Origin of the sequence: Ideonella alba, from assembly GCF_018069875.1 — a bacterium.
In the GTDB taxonomy this organism is placed as follows: Bacteria; Pseudomonadota; Gammaproteobacteria; order Burkholderiales; family Burkholderiaceae_C; genus Ideonella; species Ideonella alba.
This window is the reverse complement of sequence record NZ_JAGQDF010000022.1, coordinates 1-13,350: the sequence shown is the minus strand read 5'-3', so window position 1 is coordinate 13,350 and position 13,350 is coordinate 1. Positions and strand designations below refer to the sequence as shown.

The 13,350-nt window shown below is 71.0% G+C and carries 16 protein-coding genes; 7 read left to right on the top strand and 9 right to left on the bottom strand.

What is annotated here, in order from left to right:
• The first annotated feature begins 47 nt into the window (after nt 1-47).
• The 4 genes from KAK07_RS24390 (at nt 48) to KAK07_RS24375 (ending at nt 3,212) form a co-directional block, all read left to right on the top strand.
• Nucleotides 48-245, top strand: a complete 198-nt coding sequence (locus KAK07_RS24390) for a hypothetical protein (RefSeq protein WP_210857190.1) — start codon at nt 48-50, stop codon at nt 243-245.
• Nucleotides 246-349: 104 nt separating this feature from the next.
• Nucleotides 350-2,290, top strand: a complete 1,941-nt coding sequence (locus KAK07_RS24385; protein ID WP_210857191.1) for a serine hydrolase domain-containing protein — start codon at nt 350-352, stop codon at nt 2,288-2,290.
• A gap of 125 nt (nt 2,291-2,415) precedes the next feature.
• Nucleotides 2,416-2,619 (top strand): hypothetical protein, encoded by a 204-nt coding sequence (locus tag KAK07_RS24380; RefSeq protein WP_210857192.1) that lies wholly within the window; start codon nt 2,416-2,418, stop codon nt 2,617-2,619.
• A 380-nt stretch (nt 2,620-2,999) separates the two neighbouring features.
• Complete coding sequence (locus KAK07_RS24375; protein WP_210857193.1) at nt 3,000-3,212, top strand: hypothetical protein; 213 nt, start codon at nt 3,000-3,002, stop codon at nt 3,210-3,212.
• A 61-nt stretch (nt 3,213-3,273) separates the two neighbouring features.
• Here KAK07_RS24375 and KAK07_RS24370 read toward each other — a convergent pair whose 3' ends face one another.
• Both KAK07_RS24370 and KAK07_RS24365 read right to left on the bottom strand, forming a co-directional pair.
• Nucleotides 3,274-4,737 carry a S41 family peptidase gene (locus tag KAK07_RS24370; protein WP_210857194.1) on the bottom strand — a complete coding sequence of 488 codons (1,464 nt, stop codon included), beginning with the start codon at nt 4,735-4,737 and terminating at the stop codon, nt 3,274-3,276.
• Nucleotides 4,738-4,764: 27 nt separating this feature from the next.
• Entirely contained in the window at nt 4,765-5,619 is an 855-nt protein-coding gene (locus KAK07_RS24365) for an SDR family oxidoreductase (protein ID WP_210857195.1), read from the bottom strand.
• 97 nt (nt 5,620-5,716) lie between these two features.
• On the opposite strand from KAK07_RS24365, the gene KAK07_RS24360 reads away from it, so the two are divergent.
• Nucleotides 5,717-6,106 carry a winged helix-turn-helix transcriptional regulator gene (locus tag KAK07_RS24360; RefSeq protein WP_210857196.1) on the top strand — a complete coding sequence of 130 codons (390 nt, stop codon included), beginning with the start codon at nt 5,717-5,719 and terminating at the stop codon, nt 6,104-6,106.
• A gap of 130 nt (nt 6,107-6,236) precedes the next feature.
• Nucleotides 6,237-6,461: a hypothetical protein gene (locus tag KAK07_RS24355; protein WP_210857197.1), complete on the top strand. Its 225-nt coding sequence runs from the start codon at nt 6,237-6,239 to the stop codon at nt 6,459-6,461.
• An 83-nt stretch (nt 6,462-6,544) separates the two neighbouring features.
• Here the strand turns inward: KAK07_RS24355 and KAK07_RS24350 are convergent, their stop codons facing one another.
• From KAK07_RS24350 to nifN, 6 genes are read right to left on the bottom strand one after another with little or no spacing between them, the layout of a single operon-like run.
• Nucleotides 6,545-6,943, bottom strand: a complete 399-nt coding sequence (locus KAK07_RS24350) for a nitrogen fixation protein NifQ (protein ID WP_210857198.1) — start codon at nt 6,941-6,943, stop codon at nt 6,545-6,547.
• 14 nt (nt 6,944-6,957) lie between these two features.
• Complete coding sequence (gene fdxB / locus KAK07_RS24345; protein ID WP_210857199.1) at nt 6,958-7,263, bottom strand: ferredoxin III, nif-specific; 306 nt, start codon at nt 7,261-7,263, stop codon at nt 6,958-6,960.
• A gap of 10 nt (nt 7,264-7,273) precedes the next feature.
• Nucleotides 7,274-7,477: a CCE_0567 family metalloprotein gene (locus KAK07_RS24340; protein ID WP_210857200.1), complete on the bottom strand. Its 204-nt coding sequence runs from the start codon at nt 7,475-7,477 to the stop codon at nt 7,274-7,276.
• On the bottom strand, nt 7,470-7,955 hold the full coding sequence (locus KAK07_RS24335) for a NifX-associated nitrogen fixation protein (protein ID WP_210857201.1): 486 nt from the start codon (nt 7,953-7,955) through the stop codon (nt 7,470-7,472). Before KAK07_RS24335 ends, KAK07_RS24340 begins: the two co-directional genes overlap by 8 nt.
• A 7-nt stretch (nt 7,956-7,962) precedes the next feature.
• On the bottom strand, nt 7,963-8,361 hold the full coding sequence (nifX, locus tag KAK07_RS24330) for a nitrogen fixation protein NifX (RefSeq protein WP_210857202.1): 399 nt from the start codon (nt 8,359-8,361) through the stop codon (nt 7,963-7,965).
• A gap of 22 nt (nt 8,362-8,383) precedes the next feature.
• On the bottom strand, nt 8,384-9,784 hold the full coding sequence (gene nifN, locus KAK07_RS24325; protein ID WP_210857203.1) for a nitrogenase iron-molybdenum cofactor biosynthesis protein NifN: 1,401 nt from the start codon (nt 9,782-9,784) through the stop codon (nt 8,384-8,386).
• A gap of 275 nt (nt 9,785-10,059) precedes the next feature.
• Here nifN and KAK07_RS24320 point away from each other — a divergent pair, with 275 nt between their 5' ends.
• The gene (locus tag KAK07_RS24320; protein WP_210857204.1) at nt 10,060-11,685 is read left to right on the top strand and encodes a methyl-accepting chemotaxis protein; all 1,626 of its coding nucleotides are present in this window, start codon (nt 10,060-10,062) and stop codon (nt 11,683-11,685) included.
• Between the two features lie 3 nt (nt 11,686-11,688).
• Here the strand turns inward: KAK07_RS24320 and nifE are convergent, their stop codons facing one another.
• The gene (gene nifE, locus KAK07_RS24315) at nt 11,689-13,140 is read right to left on the bottom strand and encodes a nitrogenase iron-molybdenum cofactor biosynthesis protein NifE (protein WP_210857205.1); all 1,452 of its coding nucleotides are present in this window, start codon (nt 13,138-13,140) and stop codon (nt 11,689-11,691) included.
• Nucleotides 13,141-13,350: the final 210 nt, after the last annotated feature.

Below are 13,350 nucleotides of genomic sequence, written 5' to 3'. Positions count from 1 at the left end.
TCCCTACAGTGCATCCCATCGACACCGCACTGACCCAGGAGCCCGCCATGACCACCCCCGCCTTCCAAGCCTCCAGCGTTTCGGCCCGCGCCAGCTTCCTGGCCCTGGCCGTGGTGATCAGCCTGAGCCTGCTGGCCAGCGTCGGCCGCGTCGCCGACCGCCAGTACGACGCCGCCTGGCTGGCCCAGGCCCAGGCCACCCCCGTGCAACTGGCCGCCAGCGCCGTGCCCGCCGCCAAGGTCTGAGCGCGCGTCGCCCGCTCCCCCCACGAATCGCCCCGGCCCTGCCGGGGCGTTTTGCGTTCAGGCTCCCGTAGCATCTGGATCACCGCACGACCTGGAAGGACCCCATGCGCCGTACCCTGATCGCCACCGCCCTCACCCTGGCCCTGAGCGCCTCGGCCTGGGCCGACACCACCGCGGCCGGCCACAGCTACACCCCGCCCGAGGCCTTTGCGATGAAGGCCGACGGCGCCCTGCTCAGCGCCACCGCGCCCGAGGGCGACCTGCGCGTCACCCTGGTCGACCTGCCGCAGGCCAAGGACGCCGCCGATGCCGTGGCCCAGGCCTGGGCGCGGGTGAAGCCGGGCTTCAGCCGCACGCTGGAGCTGAGCACGGCGCGTGCGCCGCGCAACGGCTGGACCGACATCCAGGTCTTCGATTACCAGACCTCGCCCAACGAGAAGCTGGCGGTGCAGGCCACGGCGCGGCGGCCGGTGCAGGGCGAGGGCTGGCTGGTGGTGCTGCTGGAGGGCTCGCAGGCCACCCTCGAGAAGCGCAGTTCGCCGATCAGCCTGTTCATCGGCAGCCTGCGGCCCAAGGGCTACGAGCGCGAGCGCTTTGCCGGCCGCACGCCCAAGCCGCTGACGCCGGAACGCATCGAGCAGCTCAAGGCCTTCGTCGAACGCGGCATGCGCGAGCTGCAGGTGCCCGGCGTGGGCCTGAGCTTCATCGACCAGGGCCGCGTGGCCTGGGCCGGCGGCCTGGGCGTGCGCCGTCTGGGCCGGCCCGAGCCGGTGGACGGCGACACGCTGTTCATGGCCGCCTCCAACACCAAGAGCATGACCAGCGCGCTGATGGCCCAGGCGGTGGACGCCGGCCGGCTGCGCTGGGACCAGCCCGCGCAGGAGGTGTTTCCGCGTTTCCGCCTGGCCGACGCCGACACCACCCGGCAGGTTGAGGTGCGCCACCTGGTCTGCGCCTGCACCGGCTTGCCGCGCCAGGACCTGGACTGGCTGTTCTCCGACGCCAAGGCGCCCGCGGCCACCACCTTCGAGCAGCTGGCGCAGATGAAGCCCACCAGCCGCTTCGGCGAGGTCTTCCAGTACAGCAACCTGATGGTGGCCGCGGGCGGCTACATCGCTGCCGCCGCACTCGAACCTGGCAAGGAGGTGGGCGCCGCCTATGACCGCCAGATGCGTCAGCGCCTGTTCCAGCCGCTGGGCATGACCCGCACCACCTTCGACTACGCCCAGGCCCTGGCCGGCAACCACGCCAGCCCGCACGGCGACGACATCGACGGCGTCACCCGCGTGGCCGACATGGGCCTGAACCGCACCATCATCCCGGCGCGGCCGGCCGGCGCGGTCTGGACCAGCCCGAACGACTTCTCGCGCTGGGTGCTGATGGAGCTGAACAAGGGCCGCACGCCCGACGGGCGGCCGCTGATCAGCGAGACCAACTGGGCCGCGCGCTACCAGCCGCAGGTGATGGTGGGCGAGGACGTGCATTACGGCCTGGGCCTGTTCATCAACCGCCAGTACGGCATCCCGATCGCGTCGCACGGTGGCGACATGCTGGGCTTTCACTCCAACATGATCTGGCTGCCCGAGCACCAGATGGGGCTGACCATCCTGACCAACTCGGATGCCGGCGTGCTGCTGCGCGGCCCGCTGCTGCGCAAGTTCCTGGAGGTGGTCTTCGATGGCCGGCCCGAGGCCGATGAGCAGCTGCGCGTGTCGGTGGCCAACCACCGCGCCGAGCTGGCCAAGTTCAAGGAGCTGTACACGCTGCCGGTGCCGGCCGCCGCCCGCCGCGCGCTGGCCGCGACCTACCACCATCCGGCACTGGGCACGATCCGGGTGGCCCAGCGCGGCGACCGGGTCGAGTTCCTGGCGCGTGACTGGCGCAGCCAGATGGCCTGGCGGCGCAACGCCGATGGCAGCGAGAGCTACAACACCATCGACCCCGGCCTGGGTGGCATCGAGTTCGTGCGCGACGACAGCACGCGCCCGGCCGCGCTGGTGCTGCGCGACGCCCAGCACGAGTACCGGTTGACGCCGCGGCGCTGACCGCGCATCCGGGCGGGTGTCGGTTCGTCGCCCGATTCCTGCAGTTCGTCGCCCGCCGATGGCGGCGGGCGGGGCGGCTCCCTACAGTGCACTCCATCGACAACGCACTGACCCCGGAGCCCGCCATGACCACAACCGCCCAGACCACTGAATTCCGCGCCACCACCGCCCCGGCCCGCGCCGGTTTCGCGGCCCTGGCGATGGCCATCACCTTCACGCTGCTCTACAGCGTTGGCCAGGTCGCCGACCGCCAGTTCGACCAGGCCCTGCTGGCCCAGGCCGGCAGCACCCAGCTGGCGGCCCAGGCCGACGGCGCTGTGCGCGGCTGAGACGATCATCACTCGGGGGGCTTCACCGGCCCACTCCTTCGCCCCGCTCGTCGGGGCTTTTTTGCGTCTGGGCCGCCGAGAACGCTGGCGCTGCGGCACCTCCGCGCCGTGGGCGCGCCGCCACCAGGGCCGCTGCAGGGCACACGGCGTGTGCCGGCCACACCCGTGCGCCGCTGGGCGGCGAGCCCCGACTCAGTCCGGCCCGCGGCGCCACTGCAGCGACCCGGGAGGAAGACGCGGCGACCGCAGCGCCCACCCTTCATCGGCGCTGGATGCCGACTGTCCGCCCGCCCAGGCAATCCGTCGCCAGACGATGGCGGTGCGCGGGGCGGCTGCCTACAGTGCATCCCATCGACAACGCACTGACCACGGAGCCCGCCATGACCACCACCGCCCAGACCACCGAATTCCGCGCCACCACCGCCCCGGCCCGCGCCGGCTTCGCGGCCCTGGCGATGGCCATCACCTTCACGCTGCTCTACAGCGTCGGCCAGGTCGCCGACCGCCAGTTCGACCAGGCCCTGCTGGCCCAGGCCGGCGGCACCCAGCTGACCGCCCAGGCTGCCCACGCGAGCACCGCGGTCCGCAGCTGACACGTTCCTCGCTGGCAGGGCCTCGCCGGCCCACCCCTTCGCCCCGCTGGTCGGGGCTTTTTCACGCCTGCTTCAGCAGCGCCAGCGCGCGCTCCAGCACCACGTCGCGACCGGCGGCGATGTCGGCGAGCGAGGGGGTCACCCGGTGGTCGGGCTGCAGACCGGCGTCCTCGGGCAGCGGCGCGCCCTCGGGCGGGTAGTAGCCGATCAGCGGCAGGTCGAAGCTCAGGCCCGAGGCGGGCAGCCGCACGAAGAAGAAGGCCCCGCCGTTGATGCCGCGCAGGTTGCCCCCGGTGGGCTCGCCCACCAGCAGGCCCAAGCGGTCCTGGCGCACCCGCTGCGCGAAGCCGAAGGTGGCCGAGCTGTTGGAGGCGTCCACCAGCACCGCCAGCGGCTGCGTGAGGCGCGCGCCGCGGGGCTGCACCGTGGTCGGGCCCGGCGGCAGCGCCAGAAAGCGCTCATCCACCGGCCGGGCCGCCTCGCCCCAGTCACGGAAGCTGTCGTCCCAGGTGTCGAGCACCGGGTTCAGGTGGGCCGGTGTGCGGCGGTAGCGCACCAAACGGCGCTGCGGCAGCAGGCTGGGTGCGCGCGCCAGGCGCTCGATCACCGGGTGGCCGCAGTCCAGGCCGCCTTCGTTGCCGCGCAGGTCGATCACCAGGCCGCGCACGGCGCGGTCGGCGGCCAGCTCGTCAAGCCGCTCATTGAGCCAGCCCTGCCAGTCCCAGCGGCTGTTGTAGACCGCCCAGGTGGGCATGCGCAGCAGCACCACGCCATCGGGCCGCACGGTCCAGGACCAGGGCGTGGCGCCCTGTGCGGGCGCCAGCGCGCGGGCCTGGGCGCGGCGCTGCTCACCGGACCAGGCCGGCAGCTCCACGGTCGTCTGCCGCCCTTGCGGCGTGCGCAGTTGCAGCCGCCAGGCGCCGCTGGCGGGGCCGCCGATCAGCAGGCCCTGCAGCACGTCGAACAGCGGCCACTGGCCATCCACCTCTTCCAGCGAGAGCTGACGCCGCGCCTTGCCCAGGTTGTGGCCGTCGACCCGCGCCAGCGGGGCCAGGCGGCGCCACCAGTCGTCGGGCGCGAGGCCGTCAATCGCCTCGATCACGCTGCCCGGCGCGACGTCCGGCTGCAGCGGTGAGGGCAGCACCACCATCTGGCCGTCCAGCCAGCGAAAACGCAGCGGCAGCCGCGTGGGCCGATCGAACAGCGCCTGGGCCACCCGCCGGGACTGGTTGGCCGGGTTGGCGAAACTGTGGCCGCAGCGCAGCGTGGCCAGCGCCCCGGCCAGCGCCAGGTAGCGGGCCCCGTCATCGGCCTCGGGCGCGGTGAAGGCGCGGCGCAGTTGCTGCAGCACCGCCGCCAGGCTGCCCGCATCGTGGTAGCGCAGCGCGCCCGGGTGCAGCGTGGTCAGCACCTCGGCGACGATGTCCACGTCGCCGGCCAGATCGGCCGACGGCGGGTCCGCCGCCCAGCCGGCGGTGGCGGTGGTGGTGCAGGCGAGGGCACTGAGCAGAGTACGGCGGCGCATCGGCCCAGTATGCGGGCCGTGCGTCGTTCAGCGCAAGGCAGCGGCCATCGCCTGGGCCAGCGGCGTGGTTGGCCGCTGGATCAGCGCGCTCAGCGCCCGGCCGCCGTCGAACAGCGCGCCCTGCGCCGCACCGGCATCGGAGTCGGCCAGCAGCGCGGCCAGCGGTGCCGGCAGGCCGGCGCCAGCCAGCGCGGCCTCGAACTCGGCCTGCGGCAGGTTCACGTAGGGCAGGCTGCGGCCGCTCTGCCGGCCCAGTTCGGCGGCGAACTCCGCCAGCGTGTAGGCCTCGTCGCCGGCCAGCTCCAGCACCGTACCGCTGGCGGGCGGCGCCAGCAGCACCGCCGCGTCGGCCTCGGCGTAGTCCTGACGCGTGGCCGACGAGATGCGGCCCTCGCCCGCCGCGCCGATGAAGGCGCCGTGCTGCAGCGCGGGCGGCAGGCTGGCCAGGTAGTTCTCGGTGTACCAGCCGTGGCGCAGGAGGGCGTGCGGCAGGCCGCTGGCGCGCAGCGCTGCCTCGGTGGTCACATGCTCGGCGGCCAGACCCAGCGGCGAGCGGTCGGCATGCAGCAGGCTGGTGTAGGCCAGGAAGCCCACGCCGGCAGCCCGCGCGGCGTCGATCACCGCCTGGTGCTGCGGTGCGCGGCGGCCCACCTCGCTGGAGGAGATCAGCAGCAGGCGATCGACACCGGCCAGTGCGGCAGCCAGCGTATCGGGGCGGTCGTAATCGGCCTCGCGCAGCGCCACGCCCAGCGCGGCCAGGTCGGCGGCCTGGGCCGGTCGGCGCACCAGCGCGGCGATCTGCGCGGGCGGCACGCCGCGGGCGATCAGTTGACGGATGACGAGGCGGCCGAGCTGGCCATTGGCACCGGTGACGGCGTACATGGAAATCTCCTTGAAGCGGGAACAGTGAAGGGATGACGGGATGGATCATGCCGTTTACACTCACTAATCGTAAGTACATACAAAAAGGTAAGTACCCATGGCCCGCATCCCTGCTGCCCGTCGCGGCGACCTGTTCGCCGCCGAGTGCCCGTCGCGTCAGGTGCTGCAGCACGTCACCAGTCGCTGGGGCGTGCTGGTGCTGGTGGCGCTGCGCTCGGGCGAGCGGCGCCGCTTCAGCGAGCTGCGTCGCGAGATCGGCGGCGTCAGCGAGAAGATGCTGGCCCAGACCCTGCAGGGCCTGGAAGGCGACGGCTTCGTCGAGCGCACCGCCCACCCGGTGGTGCCGCCGCACGTGGACTACCGGCTGACCCGGCTGGGGATGCAGGTGGCCGGCCATGTGCATGAGCTGGCCGACTGGATCGAGGCCTCGATGCCGGCCATCGAACGCGCCCGCGCCCAGCGCGACGCGGCCGCCGCCGCGGGCTGAGCCTGCCGTTCATCCACGCGGGCCGCGCTTCGTCGCGCGTTCTGGCGGTCCGTCGCCTGCCGCTGGCGGCGGGTGGGCGCGGTGCCTACAGTCCATCCCATCGACACCCGCCACCCCCCAGGAGAACGCCATGCAAGCCACCCGCACCACCGCCGTGATGACCGCCCCGACCACCGAGTTCCAGGCCAGCAGCACCTCGGCACGCGCGGGCTTCCTGGCCCTGTCGGCCGCGATCACCTTCACGCTGCTGGCCGGCATCGGCCAGGTCGCCGACCGTCAGTACGATGACGCGGTGCTGGCCCAGCTGGCCGCGGTGCCGATGGCCGCCGTCAGCACCGACGCGCCGCGCGGCTGATTCCGCCGGGTCCCTCTCCACTCCGCAGACCCTTCCCGGGTCCATGCTTCGCCCCGCTGGACGGGGCGTTTTTTCGTCGGCACTCAGTGCGTGGTGTCGGGCGCCTCGAAGCACAGCGGCCGGTCGCTGCAGATGTCGCAGCTGGGCGACTTGCAGATCAGGACCTCGGCGCGCTCGCACAGCGCGCGGTAGAGGAACTTCTTCCACTTCATGTCGCCCGCATTGGCAGCCACCAGCGACGGGAACCAATGGCGCAGCAGGGCATTGAGCTGCTGCCGGTCGTCGAGCAGCAGGTCCTGCCACAGGTGGTTGTCACCCAGGCAGGCCACGGCCACCGCGGTGGCAGCCGCCTCGACCCACTCGGGTGGGCCGGCCGCGGGGTCGGCATGCTCCAGCAGCAGCGCGCGCACGTCCTGCACCTCGTCCTCGCGCCGCGCCCGGCGGGCGGCAAAGTCCTCGCGCAGCACTGGCCAGGGGGGCATGACGCGGCCCATGCTCAGACCTGCGCCGCGGCGTGGGTGTAGCACTTCTTCGGGCAGATCTTCGCGCAGGCGGTGCAGCCGATGCACTGCTCGCCATGGGCGATGGTCATGACCTTCTTCTCGTACTCCTCGTCGTCGTCGCCGTCGAGGTCCACGTGCACGCGCTCGCCGTCCTCGTCCAGGCCGACCAGCTCCAGCACGCCGCGCGGACACACGCGGAAGCAGCGGCCGCAGCCGATGCACTTGTCCTCGTTGATCGACTGCACGAAGGTGGGCGTCCAGGCGGCGCCACTGGGCAGCGTGACGCTGAATGTGCTCATGCCATGCTCCTCACGCCGCCGCCTGCGCCTGGGCCAGGGCCTCGCGGGCCCGCACCAGCGCGGCGTGCGCATCAAAGGCCACCTGGGCCACGTTCATGATCGACTGCCAGTTGGTGGGCAGCTCCTCCGACAGGTCATGCAGGTCCATCTTGGCCTGCGTGGCCTTGGCGTTGGCCTTCTTGACGTCGGCCTTGAGTTGGTCCAGATCAGCCATAGGTGGCCACCTCGCGGTACTTTTCGACCATGCCGACACCCTCGCTGACCAGCTTGTTGCCGGCCTCGGCCAGCTTGGCCAGGCTGGGGTAGCCGAAGCGGTGCACGTCGCGCAGGTAGCGGTTGACGACGATCAGCCGGCCGGTGGTGAGGATGGCGCGGCCGAAGCCTTCGTGGCTCATCTTCATCATCGGGCTGACCATGCAGCCGGTGGCCTTCTCGATCGACAGGCCGATGGCGTTGTGGAACAGGTCCAGCCGCCACAGCGTTTCCGGGTCGGGGTCGCCCATCATCGGCAGCGCGCGGCGCTGCTCGGCACTCAGGATGTAGGGCTCGAGCAGCTGCAGGTCGCTCTTGCCCTCCCAGGTGCCGTGGGTGTCCTGGGCGCGCAGCTGCTTGATCAGCTCGCGGATGAAGCCGTCCTGCAGCCAGTCCTCGTCGGAGAGGACCGGGGCGTCGGCGGTGGGGGTGTCGCTCATGGGGTGTTCACTCGTCGTCGAAGTCGTGGGTGACCGGCTGGCCCTTGGCCAGGGCCTTGCGCAGCCAGGGCGGCGGGGTGCCCTTGAGCACCTCCTGCAGCTTCTCCAGGATGTCCAGGATGGGCTCGGGCTGCGGCACCTTGATCGGGTGGATCTTCAGCGCCACCACGCGCGCCGCGCCACTGCCGCCAATCGCCGCCACGTAGAGGATGGCGCAGTCGTGGATGGCCTCGAGCTTGGGCGCGAGCTTGTCCTCGTTGCCATCCTCGGCCAGGTCCTCGCCGAAATGGACGTCCTGGACGAAGCTGAAGCCCTCGGGCTGCACGTCGTAGATGGCGATGTGCTTGGCCCAGCCGAAATGGGCGTCGACACGCTGCTGGTCCTGGGTGGCGAAGGCAACCTTCATGGCGGGCTCCTTGGGTGGCGGTTCAGAAACTGGCGGCCGCGATGGCCGGCGCGGTGGCGGGGCTGGCGTCACCCCGGGCGGCCGCGCGGGCGGCCGGGCCCAGCGGCCAGTCGTTGGGGCCGTGGTGCGGGATCTGGTCGATGAACTGGTTGCCCAGCGCATAGACCAGGTTGCGCGTGCCGCGGTAGCCCACGCTCAGCACATGCGCGTTGCCGATGCGGTCGAACAGCGGCAGACCGGCGCGGTACAGCGGCTTGCCCAGGCGCTCGGCGGCCTGGCGACCGTGCGAGTGGCTGATCAGCAGGTCGGCGTCGGCGACCTTGGCGGCCAGCTCGAAGTCTTCCAGGTCGCCGATCACCACCTCGTTGCAGGGCAGTTGGGCCAGCAGCGGGCTCTGGGTGGTGGTGACGGCCACCGACAGCTCGGCCCCCATCTCGGTGATGAAGTGCCCCAGCGCCCACAGCAGGTCGGGCTCGGCGGCGATGGCCACGCGCTGGTGGCCGAAATGGAAGTGGCCGTCCAGCATCGCATCGACCAGCTGGCTGCGCTGGCGCCGCCACCTGGCCGGCACCGGCTGGCCGCTGAGGGCCGACAGGTGCATCAGCAACTCGTCGCAGGCCGCCAGCCCGGTCAGCCGGTTGAACAGCCGGTAGGGCACGCCGCAGCGCTGCTGCAGCGCCTCGGCCGCCGGGCGCATCTGCTCGCCCACGGCGATGCAGGCGCTGGCGCTGCCCAGCGCACGCAGTTCATCCAGCGGCGTGCCGCCCAGCGTGGTGCCCAGCCAGTCCTCAGGGATGTGGCCATCGAGCGAGCCCGAGACATCCGGCGCGATCAACACCTCCAGGCCGAAGCTCTCGACGATCTCGCGCAGCTCCTCCAGGTCAGCGGGCGTCAGGTGGCAGCCGGGCAGCAGGGCCACGCGCTGTGCCACCTTCGTGGCCACCGGCTCGGCCAGTTGCTCGACCAGGCCCTTGACGGCGATCGCCCAGCCATCCTGGAAGGCACCCACGTAATCGGGCGTGCTGACATAGACGATCGCCGTGTCGGCCAGCTCCGGGTGTTTCTGACGGGCGAGCGTGATGAAGGCCGGCACATCGTCGCCCTTGGTCTCGGTCAGGCCGGTGGAGCAGATCGCGATCAGCGCCGGCTTCGCCCGGCTGCGGATGTTGAGCAGCGCCTTCTCGATGTTCTCGTAGCCGCCCATGATGGTGGTGACCTCGTTCATCGCCGTGGTCTGCAGCGGGATCGCCTCCTTGAAGTGGCGCACCAGCAGCACCAGGCCGAACGAGGTACAGCCCTGTGAGCCATGCATCACCGGCATGCATGACTGCAGACCCAGGAAGGCGTAGCTGGCGCCCAGCGGCGCGCTCATCTTGAGCGGATTGACCGCACACGCCTTCTTGCTGTCGCTGACATGGGCCATGGCCGCAGGCTCCTGGACGGGGGATTCGACAGGGCCTTCGCAGGATCGGTGCCAAGCCGGAGGAGCCTAAAGAATCAAGGACTTAGCCCAGCGGCCCCGGCACCGTCGGCCGGGAATGGCAGGTTTGCGACAAATCAACCCTGCTGAAAGCAGGCCTTTTCTCCCCTTAGGTCCACGCGCAGCGGGTCGAACATCCCGCCAGTCCCCCACGGGCCGGTGGGGACGGGTGCGCACACCACACAGCATGGCCCGGACAACACGTTGAGAGACCCACGATGCCGATCGAATCCCTGTCCCTGAAGGCTCGCCTGACCCTGGCCTTTGGCACCCTGGCCGCCCTGGTGGCCGCGGTCGCCTTCCTGGCCATCTACGAGCTGGCCGACAGCCACGACCAGTTGGCGGTGCACGTCGAGCAGTCCGGCGCCCGTGTGCAGAACGCCGCCGACGTGGTGGACGCCACCGGCGCGCGGGCGATCGCCGCCCGCAACCTGGTGCTGGTCGAGTCGGCCGAGGATCGCGCCCAGGAACTGCGCGCGGTGCAGGCCGCCAGCGAGAAGCTGAAGCACGCGCTGCAGTCCCTGCGCACCCAACTGGCCGAGCACGCCGATGTGGCGGACCGCGAGCGTGCACTGTTCAAGGCGCTGGAAGCGCGTGAGGCCCAGTACGGTCCGGTGGCCCAGGACATCGTGGCCAAGGCCATGGCCGGCGACCGCGCGGCCGCGATCCAGCGCATGAATGCCGACTGCCGCCCGCTGCTGGCGGCCATGCAACGCGAAGGCGACGCCTACCTGCAGTACCTGGACGACCGCTCGCGCCAGCAGGTCGACGTGGCCGAGGCGGACTTCCACCTCAACCGCAACATCCTGGTGACCACCGGCCTGGTGGCCGTGGCCATCGCGCTGTTCGCCGGCTGGTCGCTGACCCGCTGGCTGCTGGGCATGCTGGGCGCCGAGCCCCAGGCGCTGAGCGGCGCCGCACGGCGCGTGGCCGAGGGCGACCTGGGTTCGGTCCAGGGCGCCGCGGCCGCCAGGGAGGGCAGCGTGCTGGGTTCGCTGGTGACGATGCAGGGCAGCCTGGCGGGCATCGTCGGCCAGGTGCGGCAGGCCTCGGAGGCCATCGCCACCGGCTCGTCGCAGGTGGCCGTGGGCAGTGTGGAGCTGTCGCAGCGCACCGAGGAACAGGCCTCGAACCTGCAGCAGACCGCTGCCGCGATGGAGCAGATCACCCACGCGCTGCAGGGCACGAACGCCACCGCCCAGCAGGCCTCGTCCCTGGCACGCACCGCCAGCGACTCGGCCGAGCGCGGCGGCGAGGTGGTCGCCCGCGTGGTGCAGACCATGGGCGAGATCACCGCCAGTTCGCGCCGCATCCACGACATCATCGGCGTGATCGACGGCATCGCCTTCCAGACCAACATCCTGGCGCTCAATGCGGCGGTCGAAGCCGCCCGTGCGGGCGAGCAGGGCCGCGGCTTTGCGGTGGTGGCGTCCGAGGTGCGCACGCTGGCGCAGCGCAGCGCTGACGCCGCACGCGAGATCAAGGGCCTGATCCTGACCAGTGTCGAGCGGGTCGAGGCCGGCTCTGCCCTGGTGGGCGAGGCCGGTGGCGCGATGGGCGACATCGTCGGCCAGGTGCGCGAGATGGCCACGCTGATCCAGCAGATGGGCCAGTCCAACGACGAACAGTTCCGCGGCATCAGCCAGGTCCATCAGGCGATGGAGCAGCTCGACGAGGTCACCCAGCGCAACGCCGCGCTGGTCGAGGAAAGCTCGGCCGCCGCCGACAGCCTGCGTCAGCAGGGCGCGCGCCTGCTGCAGACGATGCAGGTCTTCCGCCTCGAACCTCAGGCGCTGGGCGCCAGCGCGGCCGCCAGCGGCGAGCTGGCCTGGGCCGCGCGCTGAGGCTCAGCCGGCAGCGGCTTCGGCCGCCAGCTGGGCCGCATCCTGTTCGCGCAGCAGGCTGTCGGCGGCGTCCCAGGGCGCGGGCGCGCGCACCTGGTCCCAGATCGGGTTGAACAGCGCCTTGTCGATCTCGGCAATCATCGTCACCATGCCCTCGTAGCCGGCAAAGGCGTGGTGGCGCTCCTGGTTGATGTCCATCCAGGGCATGCGGGCCTTGAGCGCGACGAACTGGCTGCGGCCGCCGCTGAGCATGATGTCGGCCTTCGCTTCGCGCAGCATCGCGTACATCTGGCGCGGGGTCATGTCGTCGATCATGTGCGCATCGGCCTCGTCGCCCATGATGGCCTTGATCTTCTCCTTGTCCTCGCGGGTGGACTTCTTCACCGAGGTGCCCACCACTTCCAGGCCGGCCTCCTGCAGCGCGCTGACCACGCTCCAGCTCTTCACGCCGCCGGTGATCAGCAGCACCTTCTTGCCCGCCAGGCGCTCGCGGTAGGCGCGGATGCGTTCCCAGGCGCGTGCCTCTTCCACCGCGATCAGCGCCTCGGTGCGCTCCTTCAGGTCGGCCGGCGCGCCGCGCTCCACCAGCAGCCGCGCGATCTCGCGCAGCGTGGTGCTCATGTCGGCGATGCCGTAGAAGCTGCCCTCGAAGTACGGGATGCCCCAGCGCTCCTGCATGCGGGTGGCGATGTTGATCATCGACTTGCTGCACACCATCATGTTGGCGCGCGCGCGATGGGCGGTGGCGATCTCGTGGTAGCGGCCGTCGCCGGCAATGCACGACAGCACGCGCACGCCCAGCGCGTCGAGCAGCGGCTTGACCTGCCACAGCTCGCCCGACAGGTTGTACTCGCCGATGATGTTGATGTCGAAGGGCGTGGTGGTGGTGGGCTCCTCGGTGCCGATCACGTAGTCCAGCACGCTCTCGGCGCCCAGCTTGTTGCCCAGGTTCTTCGGCCCGGCAAAGCCCGGCGCGTTGACCGGAATCACCGGCTTGCCGAACTTCTCGGCCGCGCGGGCGCAGACCGCCTCGATGTCGTCACCGATAAGTGCGGTGACGCAGGTCTGGTAGACGAACACGGCCGGCGGATCATGGCGCTCGATGATCTCGCGGATCGCCTTGAACAGGCGCTTCTCGCCGCCATAGATGACATCGAGCTCGTTGATGTCGGTGGTGAAGCCGGTGCGGTACATCTGCGAGCCGCTGCTGGCGCTGTGCCTGTTGTCCCAGCTGTTGCCTTCGCAGGCGATCGGCCCGTGCACCAGGTGGGCCACGTCGACGATGGGCTGCAGCGCGATCTTCGCGCCGTCGAACGCACATCCGCCCGCGGCCGCGCCCGGCGTGAGCTGCTTGGTGCACCCCTTCTTGCGCTCCTTCTCGCTCTTGCCCTGGTTCTTGTCACAACCCGGCTCCTCGAACACCTGCAGGATCTTGTTCTTCAGCGAGGGCGACATCACGGGCTCCTGGGGATGCGGATGCACAACTGATGCACGTTCGATGCCAGGCAACCTTCCCAGGCGAAGGCGTTGGCGGTAGCGACAGCCGTGGGGCTATTGAAGGGTTCGTGACAACGAGGAATGACGGCTCGCTGCGGCGGATTCAACCGATCGATGCAACACACTATGACCGCCTGGCGGAAGGAGTGTTGCGATGAAGCAGCGACC

Excerpts from the sequence above, each read along its gene's own strand:
- KAK07_RS24390 (WP_210857190.1), top strand. The coding sequence starts at position 48 with ATGACCACCCCCGCCTTCCAAGCCTCCAGCGTTTCGGCCCGCGCCAGC.
- KAK07_RS24385 (WP_210857191.1), top strand. The coding sequence starts at position 350 with ATGCGCCGTACCCTGATCGCCACCGCCCTCACCCTGGCCCTGAGCGCC.
- KAK07_RS24380 (WP_210857192.1), top strand. The coding sequence starts at position 2,416 with ATGACCACAACCGCCCAGACCACTGAATTCCGCGCCACCACCGCCCCG.
- KAK07_RS24375 (WP_210857193.1), top strand. The coding sequence starts at position 3,000 with ATGACCACCACCGCCCAGACCACCGAATTCCGCGCCACCACCGCCCCG.
- KAK07_RS24370 (WP_210857194.1), bottom strand. The coding sequence starts at position 4,737 with ATGCGCCGCCGTACTCTGCTCAGTGCCCTCGCCTGCACCACCACCGCC.
- KAK07_RS24365 (WP_210857195.1), bottom strand. The coding sequence starts at position 5,619 with ATGTACGCCGTCACCGGTGCCAATGGCCAGCTCGGCCGCCTCGTCATC.
- KAK07_RS24360 (WP_210857196.1), top strand. The coding sequence starts at position 5,717 with ATGGCCCGCATCCCTGCTGCCCGTCGCGGCGACCTGTTCGCCGCCGAG.
- KAK07_RS24355 (WP_210857197.1), top strand. The coding sequence starts at position 6,237 with ATGCAAGCCACCCGCACCACCGCCGTGATGACCGCCCCGACCACCGAG.
- KAK07_RS24350 (WP_210857198.1), bottom strand. The coding sequence starts at position 6,943 with ATGCCCCCCTGGCCAGTGCTGCGCGAGGACTTTGCCGCCCGCCGGGCG.
- fdxB (WP_210857199.1), bottom strand. The coding sequence starts at position 7,263 with ATGAGCACATTCAGCGTCACGCTGCCCAGTGGCGCCGCCTGGACGCCC.
- KAK07_RS24340 (WP_210857200.1), bottom strand. The coding sequence starts at position 7,477 with ATGGCTGATCTGGACCAACTCAAGGCCGACGTCAAGAAGGCCAACGCC.
- KAK07_RS24335 (WP_210857201.1), bottom strand. The coding sequence starts at position 7,955 with ATGAGCGACACCCCCACCGCCGACGCCCCGGTCCTCTCCGACGAGGAC.
- nifX (WP_210857202.1), bottom strand. The coding sequence starts at position 8,361 with ATGAAGGTTGCCTTCGCCACCCAGGACCAGCAGCGTGTCGACGCCCAT.
- nifN (WP_210857203.1), bottom strand. The coding sequence starts at position 9,784 with ATGGCCCATGTCAGCGACAGCAAGAAGGCGTGTGCGGTCAATCCGCTC.
- KAK07_RS24320 (WP_210857204.1), top strand. The coding sequence starts at position 10,060 with ATGCCGATCGAATCCCTGTCCCTGAAGGCTCGCCTGACCCTGGCCTTT.
- nifE (WP_210857205.1), bottom strand. The coding sequence starts at position 13,140 with ATGTCGCCCTCGCTGAAGAACAAGATCCTGCAGGTGTTCGAGGAGCCG.